The 22,054-nt window shown below is 56.1% G+C and carries 18 protein-coding genes and 2 pseudogenes; 3 read left to right on the top strand and 17 right to left on the bottom strand.

Annotated elements, in window-relative coordinates:
- Nucleotides 1-111: 111 nt before the first annotated feature.
- The 17 genes and pseudogenes from ACHZCJ_RS15255 to ACHZCJ_RS15335 form a co-directional block, all read right to left on the bottom strand.
- Nucleotides 112-426: a PqqD family protein gene (locus tag ACHZCJ_RS15255; RefSeq protein WP_394700143.1), complete on the bottom strand. Its 315-nt coding sequence runs from the start codon at nucleotides 424-426 to the stop codon at nucleotides 112-114.
- Entirely contained in the window at nucleotides 423-1,286 is an 864-nt protein-coding gene (locus ACHZCJ_RS15260; RefSeq protein ID WP_321327382.1) for a sulfotransferase domain-containing protein, read from the bottom strand. Before ACHZCJ_RS15260 ends, ACHZCJ_RS15255 begins: the two co-directional genes overlap by 4 nt.
- Nucleotides 1,283-2,188: a hypothetical protein gene (locus ACHZCJ_RS15265; RefSeq protein WP_159645318.1), complete on the bottom strand. Its 906-nt coding sequence runs from the start codon at nucleotides 2,186-2,188 to the stop codon at nucleotides 1,283-1,285. Before ACHZCJ_RS15265 ends, ACHZCJ_RS15260 begins: the two co-directional genes overlap by 4 nt.
- A gap of 1 nt (nucleotide 2,189) precedes the next feature.
- Nucleotides 2,190-2,837, bottom strand: a complete 648-nt coding sequence (locus tag ACHZCJ_RS15270) for an aspartyl/asparaginyl beta-hydroxylase domain-containing protein (protein ID WP_321327383.1) — start codon at nucleotides 2,835-2,837, stop codon at nucleotides 2,190-2,192.
- Entirely contained in the window at nucleotides 2,837-4,378 is a 1,542-nt protein-coding gene (locus ACHZCJ_RS15275) for a tryptophan 7-halogenase (protein WP_321327384.1), read from the bottom strand. Before ACHZCJ_RS15275 ends, ACHZCJ_RS15270 begins: the two co-directional genes overlap by 1 nt.
- Before the next feature lie 91 nt (nucleotides 4,379-4,469).
- Nucleotides 4,470-5,156 carry a DUF6445 family protein gene (locus tag ACHZCJ_RS15280; protein ID WP_321327385.1) on the bottom strand — a complete coding sequence of 229 codons (687 nt, stop codon included), beginning with the start codon at nucleotides 5,154-5,156 and terminating at the stop codon, nucleotides 4,470-4,472.
- A complete protein-coding gene (locus ACHZCJ_RS15285; RefSeq protein WP_321327386.1) occupies nucleotides 5,153-5,341 on the bottom strand; it encodes a hypothetical protein in 189 nt (62 codons plus the stop codon). Before ACHZCJ_RS15285 ends, ACHZCJ_RS15280 begins: the two co-directional genes overlap by 4 nt.
- A 367-nt stretch (nucleotides 5,342-5,708) precedes the next feature.
- Nucleotides 5,709-5,963, bottom strand: a pseudogene (locus ACHZCJ_RS15290) (hypothetical protein); the annotation flags it as partial.
- 19 nt (nucleotides 5,964-5,982) lie between these two features.
- Nucleotides 5,983-6,096, bottom strand: a pseudogene (locus tag ACHZCJ_RS15295) (ParB N-terminal domain-containing protein); the annotation flags it as partial.
- A 90-nt stretch (nucleotides 6,097-6,186) separates the two neighbouring features.
- Nucleotides 6,187-8,637 (bottom strand): TonB-dependent receptor, encoded by a 2,451-nt coding sequence (locus tag ACHZCJ_RS15300; RefSeq protein WP_321327387.1) that lies wholly within the window; start codon nucleotides 8,635-8,637, stop codon nucleotides 6,187-6,189.
- A gap of 1 nt (nucleotide 8,638) precedes the next feature.
- Nucleotides 8,639-9,559 (bottom strand): FecR domain-containing protein, encoded by a 921-nt coding sequence (locus tag ACHZCJ_RS15305; RefSeq protein ID WP_159645301.1) that lies wholly within the window; start codon nucleotides 9,557-9,559, stop codon nucleotides 8,639-8,641.
- Complete coding sequence (locus ACHZCJ_RS15310; protein ID WP_159647990.1) at nucleotides 9,549-10,073, bottom strand: RNA polymerase sigma factor; 525 nt, start codon at nucleotides 10,071-10,073, stop codon at nucleotides 9,549-9,551. Before ACHZCJ_RS15310 ends, ACHZCJ_RS15305 begins: the two co-directional genes overlap by 11 nt.
- Before the next feature lie 248 nt (nucleotides 10,074-10,321).
- Nucleotides 10,322-13,528 carry an autotransporter domain-containing protein gene (locus ACHZCJ_RS15315; RefSeq protein WP_321327391.1) on the bottom strand — a complete coding sequence of 1,069 codons (3,207 nt, stop codon included), beginning with the start codon at nucleotides 13,526-13,528 and terminating at the stop codon, nucleotides 10,322-10,324.
- A 167-nt stretch (nucleotides 13,529-13,695) separates the two neighbouring features.
- On the bottom strand, nucleotides 13,696-15,636 hold the full coding sequence (locus tag ACHZCJ_RS15320) for an AsmA family protein (protein ID WP_321327392.1): 1,941 nt from the start codon (nucleotides 15,634-15,636) through the stop codon (nucleotides 13,696-13,698).
- A gap of 369 nt (nucleotides 15,637-16,005) precedes the next feature.
- Nucleotides 16,006-16,602, bottom strand: a complete 597-nt coding sequence (locus tag ACHZCJ_RS15325; RefSeq protein WP_321327393.1) for an SDR family oxidoreductase — start codon at nucleotides 16,600-16,602, stop codon at nucleotides 16,006-16,008.
- Between the two features lie 32 nt (nucleotides 16,603-16,634).
- On the bottom strand, nucleotides 16,635-17,309 hold the full coding sequence (locus ACHZCJ_RS15330) for a type 1 glutamine amidotransferase domain-containing protein (protein WP_321327394.1): 675 nt from the start codon (nucleotides 17,307-17,309) through the stop codon (nucleotides 16,635-16,637).
- Nucleotides 17,310-17,441: 132 nt separating this feature from the next.
- The gene (locus tag ACHZCJ_RS15335; RefSeq protein ID WP_159645286.1) at nucleotides 17,442-17,939 is read right to left on the bottom strand and encodes a lactoylglutathione lyase family protein; all 498 of its coding nucleotides are present in this window, start codon (nucleotides 17,937-17,939) and stop codon (nucleotides 17,442-17,444) included.
- Between the two features lie 102 nt (nucleotides 17,940-18,041).
- On the opposite strand from ACHZCJ_RS15335, the gene ACHZCJ_RS15340 reads away from it, so the two are divergent.
- The 3 genes from ACHZCJ_RS15340 (at nucleotide 18,042) to ACHZCJ_RS15350 (ending at nucleotide 22,012) form a co-directional block, all read left to right on the top strand.
- Nucleotides 18,042-18,938, top strand: coding sequence for a LysR family transcriptional regulator (locus tag ACHZCJ_RS15340; RefSeq protein ID WP_321327397.1), 897 nt, complete (start codon nucleotides 18,042-18,044; stop codon nucleotides 18,936-18,938).
- A gap of 55 nt (nucleotides 18,939-18,993) precedes the next feature.
- Nucleotides 18,994-20,076 carry a nucleotidyltransferase family protein gene (locus ACHZCJ_RS15345; RefSeq protein WP_321327399.1) on the top strand — a complete coding sequence of 361 codons (1,083 nt, stop codon included), beginning with the start codon at nucleotides 18,994-18,996 and terminating at the stop codon, nucleotides 20,074-20,076.
- A gap of 196 nt (nucleotides 20,077-20,272) precedes the next feature.
- Entirely contained in the window at nucleotides 20,273-22,012 is a 1,740-nt protein-coding gene (locus ACHZCJ_RS15350) for an ABC transporter ATP-binding protein (protein ID WP_321327401.1), read from the top strand.
- Nucleotides 22,013-22,054: the final 42 nt, after the last annotated feature.

Below are 22,054 nucleotides of genomic sequence, written 5' to 3' on the forward strand. Positions count from 1 at the left end.
CAGCCATTATCGATTCCTCAAATTACCGTAATCCATGATCACGCGAGCAGCATTTCGTTTTTCATGCAGAAGTTTCTCGTTTGAATCAACAGATTTACGCATGATCACGGATTAATTTCCAGTCTGTTCTTTTCCGACCACGACCATCTGCAACGCAGACAGTTCCGTCAGAAAATCCGACATCTCGCTCAGACATTGCTCGGGTGATACATCGTAGCGGTTACAAAGCCTGTCCCGAAGCAAGTCGATCTGAACCGGCTGTTCAATTTCACGCCATATCGCTGAACCGATAGAATTGAGTTCGTGATAATTCCCGGTTTCAATGTTCATTGTCATTGTCTTGTCACCCAGTTCGGTGAACATTATTTCAGGGTTCCGGCAAATGGTGGTTGCGGGGTCCATAACGCTACTCTCGATCAAAGTCATTTTTGAAGTTTCCTAATTGGCAGTGGATCGTCCGTCAAGTAGCCCAGCAGGCGCATTCCTGCCTCCTGATCGCGCTCGATCTGACGCTGTTGTTCGGTGGTTAGCACCTCCCGCCATTCATCGCTTGTCCCGTTTCGGAAAAATCGATCTGTCGCGGTGGAACGCTGGTTGAACCCTTCCTCGCGTTCCAGATTCTGCAATCGGTCAAATCGCGTGGCCGCAATGGCGCTTTCGATGGTGTCGGCACAAAAATCAACACCGACAAAATCCAGAATTTTCCTGACCGCACGGTATGGATCGGCCTTGAGCGCTTCATATTGCACCACAAGGACCGGAATATGGTTTTGGCCTATCCAGCCGGTCACATGGTCGGTCCAGCGGCCTACACTTTCATGTATTTCTGGGTCGCCTAGAGAGGTCCGCCTGTTTGGATCGTTCATGATCTCCGCGGATTCTGCGATACCCGTTCCAAAGAAATGTGCGTGGGAAATGACGACCTGCCGCGGATCGCGGGCAATATAGACCGCGACCGCCCCCTCCCGACCATCAAACACAGGTCTCCCCGAAGGACTCCACTTAAACTCCATATGGGTCTTGTGATACTCTATCCCTCGAACGCCGCGTGCCAGTTCGGCCGTAAACTCGGGCAAAAGATCCTGCCGTTCGCGAATGCTTAGCTCGCTCCAGCACACGCCCATGATATCTTCAAACTCATTCGGACTGACCGGACCGCCTCGGCCCACCATTGCGTTGATATCGAACATATCTGCCGAATCGACGGACAACGCGGACAGGATCGCACGCACCCAGGTATTGCCTGACTTGGGATAGGAGGCCAGCCAGACCAACCGATTGGTCACGATTGCATATTCGCGAGATCCGACCGAACCCGGTTGACGATAGCGTCTGCCAGTTCCGTAAAGCGCGCGCCTTCGCGAGGACGGATCAGGCGATAGGACTGCACTTGCCGGGCGGTTGCGGCCAGGGACAGAAAAAATCCGGGCAGTGCGCCTTGCGCCAAAGCAGCCCGCTTGCGATGAATGTTCGCATTCAGCAGTTGATGAAGCTCTGACAGGTCAAGCGCCGTCAGCTCGAAATCGCCTTCGATGTGCGGCTCTATCTTGAAAAGATGCGACAATTGCACGGGTGAGGAGTGAAATTGCTTTGGCGTAACTAGATATTTTTCAACGCCGTTCATCCGCTGGTCGTCAGGGGTTACCGTCAGGTCCAGGGCAGTGGTTGCGCTGCGCCATAGCCCGATCTTGGGGAACGCGGGCACCGCCAACACGGTGTCGCCCTGCTCGATTTGCAATCCCAGAACATCATCGGCAACCAAGGGAAAACCGCGTTCGGCCAGCACAGCAGCGGTTGTCGACTTACCGGCACCGGAATTACCAAAAAAACCTACTGCATTGCCGTCAATCAACACGGCACTGGCGTGAAGTGGGACAATATTGCGTTGTTGCAAGAGGGCGGTCAAGGCAGATCCGGTCAGCAGCAATCTGACCATATCGGGTTCGGTGCCGCCGACAATCATTTCCCGTCCATCCCGAACCAACACGCCGCTGCCGTCACCATGGTGGATCAGGAAGCAACCCGGCTTTGCCCACCACAGCCCGCGACCACGTGTGCCTTCGCCCAGATCCTGCGGTATTTCGCCACGCACGACAGTCACATCCACTGCTGCCTCGTCAACCGGCTCGAACGGCAAGGCAATTTCCGACGCGAAAATCAGTCCATAAGCGCGATAATAGAGGGGCACTTCAGGAATTCATCTTTGTGGCTGCAGCGGCATCGAAGACTTCGAAAATCAGATGGACGCGGTGCTCGTCCCCGTCATTGTATCCGCCGTGCCGGGTTATATTATTGACTTCATAAGCTTCGCCGACATGAAGCTGGAATTGCGCATTGGCGAACTGGAATCGAACGGCGTCGTTTGTCTGTAGTGGCACGTGGATTTTATGGGTATGAAGATTGGCCCCCGCGCCGTCCCGGTGCAGATCAATATGCCGCTTGGCAAGTAGCCGGGCCAGCATGACCTTTGGAAAAACCGGCCGGGTAAAATTATACGGAACAATTGCCGACTGCATCACAGGAAGCAGCAGGGGCGCCCAAAGCGGCCAGCTGGGATAGGAAACGAAATTTGCTGCATTCCGGTTGTCCGGGATGAATCGAAACAGGATATGCTGGGTGTGATGGAAACAGGGAAACCTGTTGGGCTTTCCTTCATCCTCTTTGGCCCAAGCCATCTCCGACAGGCGGCTTACCTTGGCCTGCAGCAAATTAATATCGACCGGCGCAAGATGCCGAACCATCTCCGGTTTCGTCACCCGCGGCAACACGCCAAGCGTGCCCGGATCGGACCGTTCAAGTATGAGCCGTGTTACCGGGCTGGTGGAGGGGGCTTTCATCACGAGCTTGCCATGCCAGAATTGATTGCCGCGTTCTGCGGCTGTCTAGCCTGCGGTGCCCAGGCTTCGATCTGTGTCACAGCGGGGTCGCTCCCGCGTTCTGCCAGATTGGCGTTAACTTTTCGCACAAAAGCCATTCTTGCGGCTTCCTCGGCTGGCAGAGCCCGATTCCGGGCATAGGGCACTCCGCAGCCAAGCAGGATGGCGAGCCAGCCATCCACACCGAACAAGCAATGTTCGGCTAACATCATCCGCATTCCGGTTGGGTCGGGGCCGGCCTCGCGGTAATAATCAACGGCCGCCTCCGCCGTGTGCAAGGGGGTTGCGTCGCGCGCGTGCTGCCAGAAAGGCGTGTCCAGCAACGTGTTAAACTTGTAATGGCCAGCGAGAAAATCGCGCACCGAATGCCAGCTTCTTTCAGTATAGATATTAAACGCCTCAACCTGTGAGGGCACTATTCTCCGGCTGACGCTCAGAGCGATCGCCAATCGCAGTGCATAGTTGCATATAAGCTGGATATTCGTGGCTTCCAACGGCTCGACAAAACCGTTGGCATTGCCGATAGCGACAGTGTTGCCAACCCACGAGCGACGGATTCTGCGCGTTTCAAAAGGGACCGTTCGGGTTTCGACGACCTTCGGGTTCTTGCTTCTGAATTCGGCCTCGGCGGTCTCGTCATCTATGAAGGCGCTGCAGTAGACATATCCGCGATTTACGATATCGCGGTGCTCGATCTGCCAGCACCAGCCGGCGTTCATCGTTTCTGCAGTTGTATAGGGGCGCAACGGTTCGTCCGTGCGCGTCCATCCGCCGACGACAGCCTTGTCGCAAAAAAGGGAATCTCTCATGCTGAGATAGGGTTCGCCCAAGGCACCATGAATGAGCGCGCCGGAGAAGCCGGAACAATCAACGAACAGATCAGCGGCAAACGCGCGCCCATCTTTGGTCAGGACGTGTTTTACGCCCGATTCGTCCGTTTCGATGTTGGAGACTTCTGCGTCTACAAGCGAAATATTGCGCTGGGAGCATGTTTCCGAGAGGAAATCGACGAACAGCTGATTTTCCATATGATAGGCAGCCGGTGGCCGACCAACCGAAGCCATTGACTGCAGCGCCGCATCCGGAATCTTTCCGGCCTCCATGAACGCAGAACTTATGCAATATCCGGTAAACGGGCTATCAGGAGGGAAGCTATAGCCAAGCGGCAACTTGTGAAATTCATTGCCGCCTGTGCTTAGCGGTGCTTCAAACGTGTAATCAAAATTGCCATTTTTTCCCCAAAGAAATCGCGCTCCGAACTTAGGGGTAGGTTTTACTGCGGCGTAAAATGCACGCCGATCTAACCCCATGCTGTCATGAAGCAGGGCCGGGGTAGTGGCAAAAGTTCCTTCGCCGATCATGATATGCCCAATGCGAGCGGAATAGAGGACAGTAATCGGCAGGTCAGGATTCATCTGACGGATCATCAGTGCCGAAACCAGACCGGCAGTACCCGCTCCAACCACCAATACAGAATCTACCCGGCCATCCTTTGATTGCATGCTTCAGACCCCAATTTCACGGTGCTTAGGCTCATCCTCCAACCCTATGACTACCCAATCGTCAAGCACTATTCACCGGCAGGCCATCACTTTATAAAGCGGGCGTAAGAAAAGCGTTTATGGTAAGGCGGCCGTTTCGGGCATCAAGCGGAATTGGGGCAGTCCTGTCGATATCACCGCTATGCAGGATCGCTCCGGGATAGACGACCATGCTGTTGAAGACAGGCTTCGCAGTGGCGATCCTGGTATAACAGGGGTGATGCAAATCCGGCGCAATAGACGTTGAACGAACGAGCTGAGCCTGTTCTAACTTCACAACCGTATCATAGAATGGTTTGCGGTCATCAGTGATCCGTTCAAAGCCGGTGCCCCGATGACGAAAAAAGCCGGTGCCGCCATGCGGGCCACGATTGAGATATAGCACTGCAGCCATAAGGGCTCCTGTCGAGCCATCGGTATGCGGCATCCGCGCTATACCCCGTCTGTCGAACGGGGGTTGGGTCACTATCGAATAATGTAGACCGCCGGCCAGCTCCGAAATCTCGGCCGCCAACAATGCCCGTACCGCCGCCAAAATCGCTGATTTGACCAACATGGCGACGTCCTTATCCACCGGAGCGCGAACGCCGGGATAGGCTTTGCTCGCCGCCGCATATTTTGCCGCAGAGGCCAGAGCAATCACCCTCTCAGGCTCTTCAAACACGTCGCGTACGAATGCGATGCGGTTTTGCTCACGCCCTATGGTTTTAATTAAAATGCGATCTTCAATTGCCGTCATGCTTGTTTTTCTGCGCCGGTAAAGGCGAAGTTTGTCCCGTCACTGAAGCCTGCATTATCGGGGAACCAGTTATCCTTGCCTGGCAAATTCCCGTGGCCGGATACGATCCAAATATGCGCGCCAATCATGTCGATCGCCTCTCTGCTTTTAGACGACGCCAAGCCGAGACGTAGCGCGTAAGCCATGCGCAGAAGCCCCGCGAACCGCATCGCAGCCGGTGCCGGCAGATAGCATTCGGGCCGATACCGTGTAAATCTTGGCACGATCCCGAGGGTGGAATTGAAAGCCTTGGCGCAACGGTAGCTTGTCATACGGCTGCGGGTGGCAACGATACCAGGACCGACCAAGGGGGGCGACAGCTGTCCGGTGTTTCAGCCAAGGGGTTTGCACGTAAAGACCGACTGCTGAGTGGACTTGCATGGCTTTTATGGTCCTGTGTTCCTTGCGGAAACCGCGTGAATTAGGCGCTATCAAGACTGTCCGTCGTCAGAACATTTTGCACTGAAGGCTTCGTAATATAACGGGGCATTGGCTCGATCTGGTTGGTTGATATTAAGCGGCAGGCTTGCAGTGTTGCAAGCACGGATGTTCGATGTCGTGTTTTTTGGTTCTTTCTCGCTGCCTTGTGATCGCGGATGCTCAGCTGAAGTAGGCATCGGCAGGCGTTACATTGTTCGGGTTTGCGTGATAGCGCTGGTGGCTCGGCATCAGGCAGCGCTCCCGGCACTGCCGTCGCCTGCGCTAATGTTCGACGAACGTCTCGAACTGTGTTTCCAGATCGCCTGGCGGGAAGTAGTTTTCCAGTAGCTCCGGCCTTCATAGCTATCAGCTTTGCTGCCTCTACTCGCCCGTGCCCGGCGTTGATTTCGCCATCATCCGATACCAACACCGGATTGGGAAAGCCGAACCGCTGGATGCTGTCAGCAATTTGCCTCACTCTTTGTTGTCGCCGGACTTGTTATTTGCAGCAGCTTTGCCTGTTTGTGCAGCCGTGCGCCCCTCTGGCTAGTGTATAGGGCCTCCCGCAATCTTAATAGGCGACGTCGACGGCGATCCGGAGCGTTCGTGGACGAAGCGGGGTCAGATAGCCCTCGCTGCCTGGAACGAACGGCGTTCCCAGAGCAAAGCGATTGCCACGCGAATCCAGAAGATTGGTTATGGAAAGAGTGATCCCTCGTGAATCATCGCCGATCCGCGCGGCCAGGCCGCTGTCCAGATAGTCTCCTTGCCCTTCGCCCAGAAGCGGGCCGATACCGACACGGGAAGGACCGATATAGCTGGCCCATCCCTGCAGGTGGAAATCCTCGTCACCGATGGCCGTTTCAAAATTGGCCGAGCCGCGCACGGCGTGGCTGGCGACATTGGGTATGCGGCCAAGCCGCCCGGTAGCGGACACCGGGACCGACGAGAGGAAATCGGTGGGGGGACCGGCTAAGGTCGCCCCGGCCAGTTGCAGCCCGGTCGACAACTGGATCACGCGACTCTTGTTATAAACTGCTCCCATTTCCAGCGACAGTCCGGTGACAGGTCTGACGGCAATTGAACCCGATATGCTGGTGATTTTTCCATCGCCGATATTGGCGGTGGTCGGGAAGCCATTGGTGTCGATATAATCCGCCTGAATATCCCGCCAGCGGCTGTGCGAGATGGAAATCGTGGCGTCGAAGGGAGTCACGCCCTTGCGACCAAAGCGCATACCCGCGTCATAGGTGGACACATGGTCATTGCGAAAGCGCTGGACGAAGCTGCCGTCTATCGACAGCCCGCCGGGGCGAAATCCTTCCTGATAGCGGGCGTAAAATGTTACATTTTTCCCCAGATTCGCGAGCAGCGATGCTGATGGCAGCAGGTCCTGTTCATTGCGCTTTGCGGTTATGGCACGGCCGATTTGCGTCAGCGCGACGAGGGCATCGATATCCTCGCCATTACCGCCGAGACGGGCATGGGTATAGCGCAGGCCGCCGGTAGCGACGATATCGGGCAGCAGTTCAAGCGACATTTCGCCATAGGCCGTATATTCGGTGATCCGGTTGGTGACGCCGACAATCGCCGCACGCATGTTTTCTCCGCCAAAGTCCCTTGTTTGGCGTGTCCGATTGTCAAGGAAGCTGGCGCCGATCACCCAGCCCAGCCCGTCGCTATAGGGGCGGGACAGGCGCGTCTCGCTGGTCAGCATCCGGGTCGCATTCCGCTGTTCGAAAATACGGGGCGTGTCTCCGACCAGACTGGCGTCGAACCGTTCGTAGAGATTGTGGTCGACGTAGGCATTGGAGGACTGGAAATGGAGATTGTCCCAGTCCTTCATGATCACCACCATCGTGGAACCGTAGCGCGCCTTTGCACCCTGCTCGACAAGACTGCTGCGGGTTAAGGGTGGGGCATTTTTGTCAGCATATTGGGCGTCATCGGCCTTTATGGTCTGGTAGATGCCGCCGAAATCTATTGCCCAATTGTCACCAAGGTCGAGGTGCAGCGTGCCGCGTCCACCACGGATATCGGTACGGTTTACGTCATTCAGTCCGAGCAGCGGATTGTCGATATAGCCACCGTCGCTGATGGAATAGCCGACCAGCCGCAGCGCATGCCCCCTGGCACCGACAGGGATATTCGCTGTGGCTGAAACATCGCCACCCGGCGCGCCATGCTGCACCAGAGAAACGCCCGCTGAGGCGACCAGAGTCGTCTCGTCCGGGTCGGGTGCCTTGGGGATCATCCGGATAATGCCCCCCAGCGATCCCGCGCCATATAATGTGCCTTGCGGTCCTTCGAGAATTTCCACCCGGTCGATATCGTAAAGTCGCAAGTCGGGATCGGGCGCGTTATAGCTGAGACGGATATCGCCGAGATATTGCCCGACCGTCGCCTGCGTCGGTCCAGTAAAGCTTGAATCGGCGATGCCTCTTATGAACAGCTTGTTTCGGCCGCTGCCAAGATGAGTGGAGGATATGGTCGCCATGCGCGACAATATCGAATCCATGCCCCGCTCTCCGCCAAACTGCAGATCGGCACCATCCAATATGGTGACGGCGCCGGCATAGTTGACATAAGGCATGTCGATCTTGCTGGCGTTGACGACAATTTCTTCAACCGGACGTTGCTCCTCCGCTGATGGCGTCGCTTGCACGCTGACCTGGCGTGATTTGCGGGTTGATCCGGCCTGACGAGTGGCGTGTTGAGAGCGGGACGCCCGCCGTTCAATGCGCCAGCTGGTCGCACCGACCTTCACCGCATGCGCATCAGTACCGGAAAGCATGCGATCAAGGGCCTTTTGCACGCTCATCCGACCGCGAACCGGTTTTACCATCCTTCGCCAGAGTTTTGCATCGGCCACGCTGATGCTGATGCCCGCCTGTCGCCCGAGTAGCGGGAGGCTTTGCAACAATGTTCCGCTTGGCAATTCGATCAAGCGCGATTCATCACGTGCCGCGACGGGGGTCGCGCACAAAAGCAACAACAGGGCGGAGAACAGGCGGGTGTTCATTTCAGCGGGTCAGCAACCATCCTTCATTCTGTTTTTCTCCTCTAATGCCTGCCAGTGCCGTCAGGTCATCGATCACTCGCTGTTGGTCATCGCTGATCAAAAGGGCGCCGCGAAACGGCAGCGATGCAACGTCGGGCGAGACACTGATCTTCAGACCGGCCGTTCTGCCAAGATCTTCGGCGACCTGCGCAATGGACGTCCCATTATAGACAAGCTGGCCCTTCCGCCAGCTACCGACGCTGAGGGGGTCAATGGCCTGCACCCGGGGCGGTCCCAACGCATCCGAAGCCTCAATTCCGAATCCAGCATCCAGCGAGATATTCTCGCGTTCCGGATTGTACAGCACCAGGCCCTCCGACACGGCTACGGTCAGCGTATCAGACCGGCGAATGACGTTGAAGGCGGTCCCCATGTCGACAAGCTTCGCTTTGCCGGCCTCGACCAGGAACGGGTGGTCTTCGCGGTGAACGACGTGGAACATTGCCTCGCCACTTTCGAGCCGGGCGAAGCGGGGCCGGTCTTCGTCCAGTGCGATGATTGTTCCGCCATTGATCTCGATCCGGGAGCCGTCTGCCAACGCGACCGTCCGATGCTCTCCGGCGACGGTTTCAATACGGGTGACATTATTGTTGAACATGCTGGTGCCGATAATTCCAAGCAGCGCAGCAGCCAGAGCTCCACTCAGCCATGTCCGGCGATTGGCAAAGACCGGCTGCTTGGTGGCTACAATGTCGTCGGCCGGTTCAGGATATTCATCAAGTTCCGCGTCGCGGGCCGCCAGCCGGTCGTAGATGGCGGCATGATTTGGGGCCTGTTCCAGCCATTCGGTGAAGTTCTCCCAATCGTCGAAAGCAGGATCGCGTTGGCGGATTATCCAGTCCAGTGCCTGGGCTTCGACCGCAAAGGGTGTTTCATCGCTCATCGATTTGCCCTTTCATTGTGGCAAGCACTTTGTAGACTTTGCGTAAATCCGCCTCCACCGTGCTCAGACTGACACCCAGCCGGGCCGCGATGGCGCGCTGGCTTATACCCTCGATGCGAAAATAGCGGAAGGCGGCGGCTGGGCGTTCGCCGAGCTCGTTGATCGTAGCTTCGACGCGGGCCAGTTCCTCCCGCGAGATAAGCGATTGTTCGACCGATGGATGCCCACGTCCGCTTTCTTGCTCACCCCAGGCCTTCTCGCGCATTTCAGTCGCACGCGCGGAGCGGTAGCGGTCCAGCATCAGATTGTTGGCGGCGCGGTAAAGATAGGAAAGCGGGTTTGCCACGGGTCCGGGGCGTGACCTTGCAATCTGTACCCACAATTCCTGGAATAGATCTTCAGCACTGTCGCCGGCGCCGCGAGCCAGCAGAAAGCGGATCAGCTTTTCACGGTTGGTGAGCAGCACAGCTTCGATGCCGCGTGCGGATTCAACTTTTTTATCAACCATGCTCATGAACTGTTCGCTTCGGCTGTGGCGCTTGTCCGGTGCGATGCGCCTTTTGCTGATATGGCCGTCGCAAGCGTCTTCCGCTGGCGCGATATATAGCGAGCGCAATCTATCGCGCAACAGCAGCATGAGTGGGCGGGCGGTGTCCGAGGCGGGTGTAGCAAAAATGTCTGTCTCCATTTCCGTTTTAAAGGAAGGCAAGGGGGGGATTGGGATATATCCTGCCCCCTTGCGCTCTCGCCCGAGCGATTTTACTACAGACCGACTCGCAGGCTGGCGCGTACCGCTACAGCCGCATGACTCTGCTGTTCCTCGACAGAAACTTCGCCGCCGATCTGGAAGGCGGAATTGCCGGCGACTGCGCGCAATCGTCCGATCCATCCGCTTTTGCGTTCTTCCGGCACAAGGGTGAAGGGCGAACCGTTTTCGAACTGGGCAACGGTGACACCAAGAGATCCGCCGACGATTTCGCGTCGCCCCGCCTCGAGCTCAAAGCGATACCATCCATCATATTGGTCAACACCACCCAGATCGAGGCCCATCGAAATTGTGCCGGAAACCGCCAACTCGTCGCTTTCACGGTCGGCGACAGTCAGATCCAGCGCCTCGCCACCGCCGGATTCAGCATAGCCGTCTTCACTCAACTTGAAATATTCTACGGCAATTGTCGGGCGGATCGAGAAATTGCCCGAACGCATGTCACGGGCTACCGCACCGGAGGCTGACCACAAGGTGCCACCCCAATCCGATGTCATGGTCTTCGTGATATCCTCCCCGTCCAGTTCCCCAACAAAATAGCGGTTGCCGTCAAAGTTGATCTTCGCGCCGGATATGCGGGCATGGGCCAGCCAGTTGTCGGCGGCCAGACGCCAGTATCCGGCCAGTTCCCATTGTTCGGACCAGACTTCATTGCCATTGCTTGCGTTATCGTTCTTGCCGTGAATATATCCGACAGAGGCGCCGAAATTGCCGATGCCGGTCTTGTGTTCTGCACCCGCGGATATACCCCAGCCACCGACGTCATAGCCGGCGGTGTCGCCCACACTTTTCGAACTGCCCCAGCCGACCTGCGCAACCCAGTAGCCCCATTTGCCTTCATCCTTGAACGGAGCGCTCGGATCTGCAAGGAACCGTGCCATTGCCCGGGATCCCAGAGTGACATTTTCGAAAATTCCGCCTTCATGCTCGGGCAACATCTGCTGCAACTGGTTGCGAAACTGTTGCTGATCGGCAATTGCCAGGAACAGGCCTTCGACATCCTCATCGGTTTGCAGTGCCGCATAGGCTGCGGCAAATCCGCTTGCCTCGGACCGGTTGAGGCCGAGTTCCGTCGCATCCTTGCGGGCCACGCTGACAACGACCTGATTGGCGTTCGAGCTGAGGGATCCTTTGTAGAGGAAAGGCAGGAGCGCGGTTGAGGCGGTCAAATTTGTCGCGCCGGTGATGGTTCCAGCCTGCACGACCACATGGTCCCCCTCGGCGCTCTGGACATTGGACAATTTGATCGCGAGTTTCGATCCGGCACCAAAGCTTGCATCGCCTGATACCTGTAAAGCCGTATCGTTGGTGCCGCCCAGTGTGACGCCGAGCACAGCATCGTCCGTGATGGCAAGCGATGCAATCTGAGCAGCGCCGGTGACATCGAACGTGCCGCCAGACGCTGTCACCGCAAGGCCTTGTGCATTGGTCAGCGAGCCGGAGTATCGTGAGGTGCCGGACAAATCCAGCATGTCTGCTCCGCCGCCAAAATCAACATTGCCGTCAAACACCGCTGTGCCCGAGAGTGCCAGAATATCTGTGTCTGCGCCAAATTCCGCTTTGCCGGCGTAAACTGCGTCGCCGGACAGGTTGAGCTGATTGTCGCCGGCGCCGAAGCTGCTGCTTCCCCTCATGCTGCCATCGGCTATTTCGAATATGTCGTTGCCGTTGCCGAAGCGAACGTCGCCGATGATCGAAGGAGCCTTAGCCGACGCCGCTACTGCGGTCTGGCGGACGGTGGCACCCGAGTCATTTGCCGAAAGATCGATCGCGACATTGCGGCCCGATGATGCGAGCGCACCGGTGGCAGCGATCGTACCGCTGTTTTCAATCAGCTCGACGGTGCCGGACGAGTCCATGAGCGCAATCGCGGTGCCCTCATTGCCGCCCGCTTTAGCGCCAATCGTGCCACTGTTGCGGATGGTTGCGAGATTTGCGCCGGCGCTGATCGAAATCGCGGTGCTGATCGAAGTTGTGATGCTTCCACCGGTCGCTTCGATGGTGCCGGCATTGCGGATTTCTGGTGTCGTGGCGCCGGATCCCAATTGCACCGCTGTTGCCGATCCACCGTTGGAGACCGCTTTTATCGAGCCGGTTGCACTTATGCCAATGCCGCCGTCTATGGTGACGGTGCCGCCGAGTCCGCCGATTTGCAGGCCGCCGGCGTTGATGCCGCTGTAAACACCGCTGCCCAGGACGCCGCCGTCGATGACCAATCCAAAACCTGTTCCCGTGCCGGCGATCGCGCCGATGGTTACGGCGTTGCCGGCATCGCCAATACGCATTGCGGGCGCCGCGCCATAAGAACGGACGAGCGCAGAACCTTCTTTGGAATCCTCAATGCCGTCATCATCCTCGTCATTGTCTGTGGCGCTGTTATCCTTCGGCGGCACGGCGAGAATGATACCGCCCGAAACATTGCCAGCAATCGACAGGGTTGGGCCGCCTTGCAGCAGGTCGTCGGCGTCCAGCTTGGAACTGTCGGCGGGCGCTGTCGCATATCGATAGCCGGTGGACTGCAGAGATCCCTGGACCACAAGCGCGCCATCGACATTACCGTCGACACGCGCCGCTACAGCGTCAAGACCTTGCACGGTGATGGTTCCGGCAATCCGAACATCGCCGGTAATATCTTGCAAACTAACGCCTAGCGCGTTGTCGCCGAGCACGGTGGTCGTGCCGTCATGCACAAAATTGCCGGCCAATGGACCGCCCAGACGGATCCCGGCTGAGTCATTGCCTTCGATCGTGATCGTTCCGCTATTCGTAATATTGCCGTTGAAAGCGCCGGCGGTCGCGATGCCTGTCCGGCCTGTTCCGGTGGCAAATGGGCCATCTATGTCCCCGTCATTGTCGGCATCTGTTGGCGCATAGGGCTCGTCAAGAATGATCTTTCCCGTCGCGCTATTGGTGATTGTACCGGTGACGCCTGACTCTGCGAGAATAGCGGTCGCGTTGTCGGCATTGCCGATCTCTATCGTACCGTCGTTGATTAGAATGTTGTCGCTGTCGACGGTAACCGCAATACCCGCTGTCGGTTGGACCGAGCCCGCTGAAGTAATCCTGATATCATCGGCTCCCCCTCCATCGATGGTGGATGTGCGGATCGGGTCGGTGGTGGCTGTCGCTATGCTTGTTTCCGCCCGTGCGGGGAGGGCAATGACAGCGACCAGACAGGTCGACGCGAGTAGATATTTGCGCATGTAAATCCTCTTGTGAATATGGGGACATATTTCCCTGAATATTCACAAGACGGAGCCATTTGGTCGCAGCCTTGACCGGAGTGAATTTTTTTTGGGGTTCAGCCTGATTGTTCTAGGTTTTTCAGGTGGCTGCAAGTGGTAGAAGGTGCAGGGCGGTTCCCGCAATATTAGCGCATCGCGTCGGCAACAATTGCATCGCAGTCCAGCGACTTCGGCTTTTGCATGAAAGCCTCTTTCTGTTCGTCGCTGTCGCCTATACCCAGCGCGCTGCCGATAGATTTTGTCGCAACTTTCAAAACATCTCCGAGGGAAGGCTTTTCTGCATCCCGGGCTTTGCCGAGCCCGGCCACGGACACATCCGGAGCGTTCAGCGTTCCGGAAATTTTGATCGGATCGACAATGCGCAAAGCGCTTTTCCCCTTGGCGCCGCCGCGCAATATCAGAGAGACTGTTTCGCCTTTCAAGGCGATCCGTCCCTGGCCACGTCCGACCGAGACACTGGTATCTATGGCAAGCGGTGCGGGTGTCAAGATACCGTTTCGAGCCGTAAAGCTGGCTACCAGACAGCGCAGTGGCACCCGCGCTTCCGGATTGTCGATTATTTCCTGGACCGCGCCCCCGAGATTCTGGCCAAGAACATGTGCAGCTGTAGCGCGAACGCTGCCGCCCGAAGCGACCATCGCGGCTCTGCCGTTTGCCTTTTCCAAGGCGGACCGGACCGTGTCGCCGGTGCCGGACAATAAAATCCGGCCCCGCATCTTTGCCGTCACGATATCGTCATTGCCGATCAGATCGGAAAGGGAAGCGCCTCTCAGTGTCAGGTCCGTTGAAAATTTCGGTGCGCCACTTCGGTGATCGACCCGCACGGTGCCAACCATTCGGCCACTCTTCAGCACGATGACCAGATCTGTCATGTTGATCAACTTGTGATCCAGCGACAATTTGCCCCGCACGCTCCGGAATATCGTATCCCGCCGCGAAAGCAGGCGGTCAACGGTGAAAGTCATCTGGCCATCGGTCGGCCCCATTTTGGAGAGATTGATACGGGTGTTGGGAATGACCCGGGGGCCAATGCGTCGAGTGAGAGCCGCCGCTTTGGCCAAGCCTTCATCGTCTGCCAGATCGTCAAAGTCCAGCGTAGCGAATTTTATGCTGGCGTCTATTTTGGTCCGGCCATCCCGTTTCAGGACGTCCGCCTTGCCCGTCAGGCTGGACCGGCCTATCGATCCGTTCAGCTTCTCGATATACCAGTCCTTTCCCTGGTGACGGATATCTGCCTGCAAATCGATCTTTTGCGTCCCGAACAGACCAGCTTCGACAATGCGGTCGAGATTTTTTAGAGTCGGCGCGCGTGCAGAGAGCGTCGCGACGAAACGATCGGTGTTCAATACGCCCTGCATTTCGCCTTTGGCCTTCAGTTCCAAAGCCGGAGACTGCAAGGAAAGCTGAAAAGGATAGCCGGCTTCGGGATCAATCCCCGTAATGGGGCCTCCGGTGAACGCCATGACGGCGCTGGACTTTAAAAATGTACCGCGTCCCTCCGCGCGAAGACCGTTTCGCGAATTGACCGAAATGGGACCCGCAAGCGAGAGGCCCCTCTTATGGTCGACATAGCTGAAACGGGAGTGGGCGACATCCAGATCGGTCAGGACTGGGGTGCTGGCTTCTGCATCATCCTTGCGATCATCTTGGTCATTCCAGTTGCTCCGGCCATCCTCGTCGCGGACAAGGGCGATTTCCAGCCCCTCGACAGTGACCCGATCTGGCTGAGTGTTGCCGGTCAGGACTTCAAACACGGACAGCCGTGCCGAAACTGATTTCAGTCGGAGGAAATCGCCTTCACCCGCCCAGGCCGGTTGCGCAACGCGAAGATTATGGATGGTGATAACCGGAGCGTAGGAAAAAAAGCTGTCCCGGGTGACGGTGCCGATTGTTACTTCGCGTTCGGCGGTTCCTTGCAACTTCTCCTTGATCACGCTTTTGAAGATACCCGCGGGAACCGCCCCCAGCAGCAAAATAGCCGACAGCAGAACGACGAGACAGGTGGCAATGATGATCCTCAGCTTCCGATAGGGGCTTTCGCGAGTGATTTCAGCGATATCGTCCATCTACGAATGATCCGCCGACGTTGCGCGGGTGCGGAATTTGGCAATGATTGCATATTGAACCGGTTCGTCCCGCTTTGCCCTTGCCAATTTCATCTGTTGCGCATCCTGCTGGTTGGTGCCGGTATTTTCCACCCTTGGCGGTCGAATGATCCTGCATCGCCGGATCTACGTCCGGGCGGGACAAAGGTTGCAGCAATACAGAGCGCCCCGACTGCGCCGGCGGACGAATGGCAGCGCTTACCGCTTTGGTGGACTACAACATATTGGTCATCGCATTTTCGCGGAGCCGTGTAGGGCGCTTGGCCGTCCGGGCAGGCGGTTGGCGTGGCTGATCTGAAGTCGTTCAGCACCGGGGTCGCCAGCCCGGCACTAGACTGATTGCATCAGCAGAGCCTTGCCTGTCCAGTCACTGTCTTCCACCGCGTTGGCCAGCACTGCAGCGACATCGCCGCGCGCCGCTTTTCCCTTGGGGTCAACATCGCCGCCGAACCGCATGTTACGATTGCCATCCTCATCGGTCAGGCTGACGGGCCGGACGATTGCGTAGTTCAGGCCCGAAGCTTTCAAATGTTCATCGGCGTCATGTTTCGCTTGCAGATAATGCGCAAGATCGCTTTCCGGGTCGGGATCATCCGCGCCAGCGCTGCTCAACATCACGAAGCGTGATACGCCCGCCTCGCTGGCCAGATCAATCAGCCGTTTGGCACCGTCGCGATCAACCTTGTCGGTCATTTCGGGACCGGTGGATCCGCCTGATCCGGCCGCGAAAATTACGGCATCGCAACCATCGCAAACGCCGCTTTGCAGATCGGTCAAGTCCGCCTGGCGTTGCTCTACCCCTTGCGGCAATGAGCTTGTATTCGAGGATCCACGAACCAGCGCGACGGGGGAATGGCCGCTGTTCTTCAGTTGATTCACGAGCCGCAATCCGGTTTTGCCGGTCGCGCCGGCGATCAGAATATTCATAGGTCGCTCCGTTCACTTCACTTGTTGGGGGATTAAAGCAGATCGAGCAGCTTGCTCGCGGCTTCTGCTGACGATGCGGGGTTCTGGCCAGTGACCAGCATGCTGTCGACGACAACGAAAGGGGCCCAGTCATGAGTCTTGCGATAGATGCCACCATTTTCTTTCAGCATATCTTCGACAAGAAAAGGCACGACATTGGTCAGGCCAACCCCTTCTTCTTCCGAATTGGTAAAGCCGGTTACTGCCTTGCCTTTGACCAGCGGTTCGCCAACCGCGTTTTTCGCATGTTTGAAGATGGCGGGAGCGTGGCAGACTGCGCCGACAGGGCGGCCGCTGGCGGAAAATGTTTCGATCAGGGCCTTGCTGTCATCATTTTCGGCCAGATCCCAGAGCGGACCGTGGCCACCGGGATAGAAGATTGCGTCAAAGCCGTCGGCCGAAACGGCTGACAATGGCTTGGTGTTAGCAAGTGCCGCCTGCGCGGCTTTGTCAGACTTGAATCGTTTCGTATCTTCGGTCTGGGCGTCGTCTGCGTCGCTGGATGGATCCAGCGGCGGCTGTCCGCCTTCGGGGGAAGCCAGCGTGATATCCGATCCGGCATCCTTGAAAATATAATAAGGCGCTGCGAATTCTTCGAGCCAGAAACCGGTCTTTTTGCCGGTGTCGCCAAGTTCGTCGTGTGAGGTGAGAACCATCAGGATTTTCATATTTCTTGCCATCTTGTACTGTTATATTTGCTATTTCCTCCAACAACGTTCCGGTGGTGCATTGGTTGCGCGGCCGGGTCTCAAATTCGGTGAATGCAAGCTCAAGACCGCGCGTCCAATCCATTCATTCTGCTATGAATAGGCGCCTTCGGAATAGGTCAGTTCATAGCTGTGGCTGTATATCTCGAACACGATTCCGAACGGGTCCTCGACGTAGCACATGCGATAGGGCTTCTCGCCGGGATAATATTCGCGTACCGGCATGCGCTGCTTGCCGCCGGCCGCAACAATCTTTTCGATCAGCCCTTCTACGTCCGGATCCTGGACACAGAAATGGAATGTTCCCAAACGCTTGTGGTCCAGATTATTATCAGGCGCATAGTTGTCCGGAAACTCGAACAATTCGATGCCGACGCGATCAGCGGTGGCGAGGTGGGCGATACGCAGGCTGTCCCATCCGGGGCCAAAAACATCCGTACACATGATTCCGACCGCACTATCGTCTTCGATGACACTCGTCGGTTCCATTATCGTGTAGAGTCCGAGAACCCCGGTATAGAATTTCACCGCGGCATCGAGGTCGGGAACGGATAGTCCAATATGGGAGAAAGCGCGTGGTGCAGTTTGCATTTTAGATTTCCTTTCATCTTCTGATCAGAAGGAAATAGAGCAGCAACAACATTTAAAAAAATAATCATTCAAAAATATAATCATAACATATAGTAATGATTCATGCTGAATTCCCAATGGCTGGAAAGCTTCGTTGTGCTTTGCGAAACCGGTCACTTTACCAAGGCAGCCAGCCTGCTGAATATGACACAGCCAGGGGTTTCGCAGCATCTGCGAAAGCTCGAGACTCAAGTTGGTCAATCGCTGATCTCTCGCCAGGGCAAAGGTTTTAGCCTGACATCTGCGGGTGAAGCGGTTCTGGCAGTCGGACTGGCAAGGCGGGCTCAAGAACAGGCGCTGCAGGAAACCATATCGCACGATGATCCTGCGGTTGGCGAAGTGGCTATGGCCTGTTCCGGTAGTTTTGCAACGCTGCTATATCCTGAAATGCTATCTGCGATGCAAACCTCGCCGAGCCTGAGTATAAGGCTCGAGGCGGTCCCGCAGGACAAGGTGCTGGCCGGTGTACTGGAGGGACGATTTGATCTCGGTGTTGCCGATCATGATCCGCAACACCCACGGCTTCAGGCAGAACATCTGGGGCAGGAGGAATTGTGCCTGGTGATTCCCGAAAGCGCGTCGGTTTCGCCGATCAGCTTTCAACGGCTGGAAGAGCTCGGCTTCATCGCGCATCCAGACGGTTTCGCCTATGCTGACGATCTGTTCGCGATGAACTTTCCCGATGAGTTCCGCGGATCGGATCGCCTGCGAATCCGGAGCTTTGTAAACCAGATCAGCCAGATTCCCGCACCCGTGGCGCGCGGTATCGGTTATACGCTGCTGCCACGCAGCGGTGTCGACAGCTATCCTGATAACGACAGATTGCGCATCGCACCGCTTTCCAAGCAGCTGCGCCACGATCTGTGGATGATCTCCCGGAGGGGGCGAGTCTTGCCAGCACGTGTTTCGCGAATTGCGGCGCTGATACAGGCGGTATCTGATAGGCTGGAGAAAAAATGAGTGCCTTTGGCATTCAGGCCTCGCCTAAGCGGAAGTAAAATTCTAGGTGCTATTCATGGACAGCGATAGCAAGGCCCTTCTATTATCATTGAGCAGATATCTGCGTCCAGCCATATCCTTGCCGCCAAGAGGTGTTGGGGAACCGATCAGCGAGACGCTCGCAACTTTTGCAGACAATCGGCATCGCGTCGGCCCGCTCTTGCACATGGCGATGCAAAATTGTGCTGATATTACAGCAACAGGCCCTGCCGCAACGCTGTTGGAATCGGCCTGTCAGAAAAATTTGATTGCAAGTCTGAAACAAAAGGCTGCCGAACAAAGAATATCGAAATTGCTAAAAGACCATTCCATTCCATTCACCGTTCTGAAAGGGCGAGGACTGGCACAACAGCTTCATGATAATTCTGCTGTCCGACGATCGAAAGATATCGATATTCTCATTTCCCCGGACCGGTCCCGTCAAGCTATCGCAATGATGAATCAGCAGGGTTATATCTACAAGTCAGCGACGTTGAAACGTACTGAGATACCTCAGTCTATACGCCAGAAGATGGAGTTGAAGCGGTTCAAGGATATTACCTTTATTGACCCTGCTGTTTCGGTCCCAATCGAACTGCATCAGAGATTGTTCAAGTTCGAACCGAGAGATCTCACAGGAGATTTTAACAATTCCGTGCAATTCGATGCCCAGCCATCGCTGTCTAACAGCTTCTACTGCCTGTACCTCGTCCTGCATGGATCGCTCGCCATGTGGCCGAGATTGAAATGGGTCGTCGATTTGTCGATTGTTGCGCGAAACATGCCCGCGGATAATCGACTGGAGATGCTGAGTATCGCGGCAACCTACGGTTGCGATACAGCGGTCGCGGCAAGTCTGCTGATGACCGAACAAGTCTTTCCTGACAGCCTGGATGACGGATGGCAGCAAATACTCAAGCCATATATGAAAGCTCGGAATACCGCAGAATTGAAGGACCTGTTCTTCGAAACATTGACGGCCGACACCAACGGCCGACCGAATTTGCCTTGGAAAAGCTCGCTCCTCTCTGGCTCTGCCGATATTATCTTTTCGGGGAAAATCGGTCTGATGGACAGCACGCGCGCCCGCGTTTTGAATTCTGTATTTGCCCGGATATAACCATGCATATCAGGCGGCCATATACGGCGATCATGGCGATGACTTTGTGGAGAAGGCGCTGACGCATTCGCTGCTTCATCCTTGTGACGATATTTCTTCTGTTTTTGTGGACCATCAAATGGCGTGGTGATTGCTGTCGCCCGCGATACGGCCGACGCCTTTCGATTGATTAGTTGAGCGCTTTAACTAAACGACTATGATGCTGATTCTGACTTATCTGAAAATGATGTGGCGTTTTTCGCCGGCCCGCTCGTTGCTGTTTGCCACATTATTGCTGCTGTCCAGTGTGACACAAGGCATCGGACTGGTGCTCCTGGTTCCCCTGTTGGCGGCGTTGCAGAAATCGCAGACGGAGGCCTCAGGTGTCGTCGGAATGATCGTGGATGGCCTGGTATTTCTGGGGATCCCGATCACGCTGACTGGTCTTCTCGCCACATTTCTGGCTCTGAATATTTTACGCGCTTGTATAAGCTATAGCCAGACAATCGTATCCGAGCGTTTCCGGCTCGAATTGCTGGACGATCTTCGTACAAAAAGTTTCAATGCGATGCTGGAGGCACGCTGGGAATGGCTGACAACGCAGAAAAAGTCGGACATGTCCAATCTGCTGGTTACCGAAATCAGCCGGATGGGCACAGCGCTGATGTTCTCCGTCCGTTTCATTGTCTCGGCTTTTTCGATCCTGGCTTACATCACAGTAGCGCTCAGCCTGTCCCTGCCACTGACGCTTGCAGCCATGATCTTGGGCGGCGGGCTGTTCTTCACCATGCGCAGACAGCACAAGCTAGCCCATGAGCAGGGAAAGCTGCTGAGCGTTGCCAATCGGCAGGTGCAGCAAACGATTGAAGAAGGTCTGGCCGGCATCAAGCTTATCAAGATTCTCAGAAGCGAAAACCGCCAAAGCCGCTTGATGCTGGAAATACGCAGCCTTTTGCGCACACGGACTTTGCAATTTACCCATCTGAATGCCGCGATGAGCGTCATATTCCAGATCCTGGTCGCGTTGTTCATGGTGATGCTTCTCTATATCGGTGTCACGACATTCGAGCTCTCATTGCCCACCCTGCTTATTCTGGTTTTGATTTTTTCAAGACTTTCCCCGCAGATCCGGGAGATCCAGACCCAGATCAACAATATTCTCCATTCTGATTCCGTCTTGTCAAATTACACGAATCTGATGCGCGAAGCCGGTGCGGCACGGGAAGCAACATTGTCTGAAAATCTGGGTGACAAAATCCGGTTCGACAAGTCCATAAAGCTTTCGGGCGTTTCGTTCAGCTACAGGACCCGGGGGACCCCGTCACTTTATGATGTCGATATCGAGATTCCGCACCGAAAAACCACTGCGATCATGGGGGCCTCGGGATCGGGGAAATCGACGCTGGCGGATCTCATCATGGGCCTGCTTACTCCTGCCACTGGGAGTATCGAAATCGATGGGGTACCGCTCGATGAGAAAAACCGGCTGCGCTGGCGCAAATCCATCGCCTATATGCCGCAGGATGTTTTTCTTTTCCACGATACGATCCGCAACAATTTGTTGTGGGCTGATGATAGAGCCACAGACCAGGAGCTGGAAAAGGCATTGCAATTTGCTTCCGCGGATTTTGTCTTCAGCCTTCCCGAAAAGCTGGATACCGTTGTCGGCGATGCGGGACAGCGCCTGTCGGGTGGTGAAAAGCAGAGAATTGCCTTGGCCAGGGCGATCATCCAGAAGCCGGAACTGATCATTCTGGACGAGGCCACAAGCGCACTCGACCTGGCGAATGAAGCGCGGATCCGCGATACGATTGACCGGTTACACGACAACATCACTGTTATTGTCATCGGTCACCGACTGCCCACGCTGGAAAATTCGGATCAGTTGATCGTGCTCGAGGATGGGCGCGTGAAGGAGACCGGTAAATGGGCGGATATCATGGAAAACGGTGACTAGAAACCGGACCAGAACCGATCCGGCAGACGTCGTCTCGAACGT

The sequence above is a fragment of the uncultured Parasphingorhabdus sp. genome (assembly GCF_963677535.2).
Classification (GTDB): Bacteria; Pseudomonadota; Alphaproteobacteria; order Sphingomonadales; family Sphingomonadaceae; genus Parasphingorhabdus.

Bases quoted from the DNA above. Each gene is read 5' to 3' on its own strand.
- ACHZCJ_RS15255 (WP_394700143.1), bottom strand. From the start codon at position 426: ATGACTTTGATCGAGAGTAGCGTTATGGACCCCGCAACCACCATTTGC.
- ACHZCJ_RS15270 (WP_321327383.1), bottom strand. From the start codon at position 2,837: ATGAAAGCCCCCTCCACCAGCCCGGTAACACGGCTCATACTTGAACGG.
- ACHZCJ_RS15275 (WP_321327384.1), bottom strand. From the start codon at position 4,378: ATGCAATCAAAGGATGGCCGGGTAGATTCTGTATTGGTGGTTGGAGCG.
- ACHZCJ_RS15280 (WP_321327385.1), bottom strand. From the start codon at position 5,156: ATGACGGCAATTGAAGATCGCATTTTAATTAAAACCATAGGGCGTGAG.
- ACHZCJ_RS15285 (WP_321327386.1), bottom strand. From the start codon at position 5,341: ATGGCTTACGCGCTACGTCTCGGCTTGGCGTCGTCTAAAAGCAGAGAG.
- ACHZCJ_RS15300 (WP_321327387.1), bottom strand. From the start codon at position 8,637: ATGAACACCCGCCTGTTCTCCGCCCTGTTGTTGCTTTTGTGCGCGACC.
- ACHZCJ_RS15305 (WP_159645301.1), bottom strand. From the start codon at position 9,559: ATGAGCGATGAAACACCCTTTGCGGTCGAAGCCCAGGCACTGGACTGG.
- ACHZCJ_RS15310 (WP_159647990.1), bottom strand. From the start codon at position 10,073: ATGAGCATGGTTGATAAAAAAGTTGAATCCGCACGCGGCATCGAAGCT.
- ACHZCJ_RS15315 (WP_321327391.1), bottom strand. From the start codon at position 13,528: ATGCGCAAATATCTACTCGCGTCGACCTGTCTGGTCGCTGTCATTGCC.
- ACHZCJ_RS15320 (WP_321327392.1), bottom strand. From the start codon at position 15,636: ATGGACGATATCGCTGAAATCACTCGCGAAAGCCCCTATCGGAAGCTG.
- ACHZCJ_RS15325 (WP_321327393.1), bottom strand. From the start codon at position 16,602: ATGAATATTCTGATCGCCGGCGCGACCGGCAAAACCGGATTGCGGCTC.
- ACHZCJ_RS15330 (WP_321327394.1), bottom strand. From the start codon at position 17,309: ATGAAAATCCTGATGGTTCTCACCTCACACGACGAACTTGGCGACACC.
- ACHZCJ_RS15335 (WP_159645286.1), bottom strand. From the start codon at position 17,939: ATGCAAACTGCACCACGCGCTTTCTCCCATATTGGACTATCCGTTCCC.
- ACHZCJ_RS15340 (WP_321327397.1), top strand. From the start codon at position 18,042: ATGCTGAATTCCCAATGGCTGGAAAGCTTCGTTGTGCTTTGCGAAACC.
- ACHZCJ_RS15345 (WP_321327399.1), top strand. From the start codon at position 18,994: ATGGACAGCGATAGCAAGGCCCTTCTATTATCATTGAGCAGATATCTG.
- ACHZCJ_RS15350 (WP_321327401.1), top strand. From the start codon at position 20,273: ATGATGCTGATTCTGACTTATCTGAAAATGATGTGGCGTTTTTCGCCG.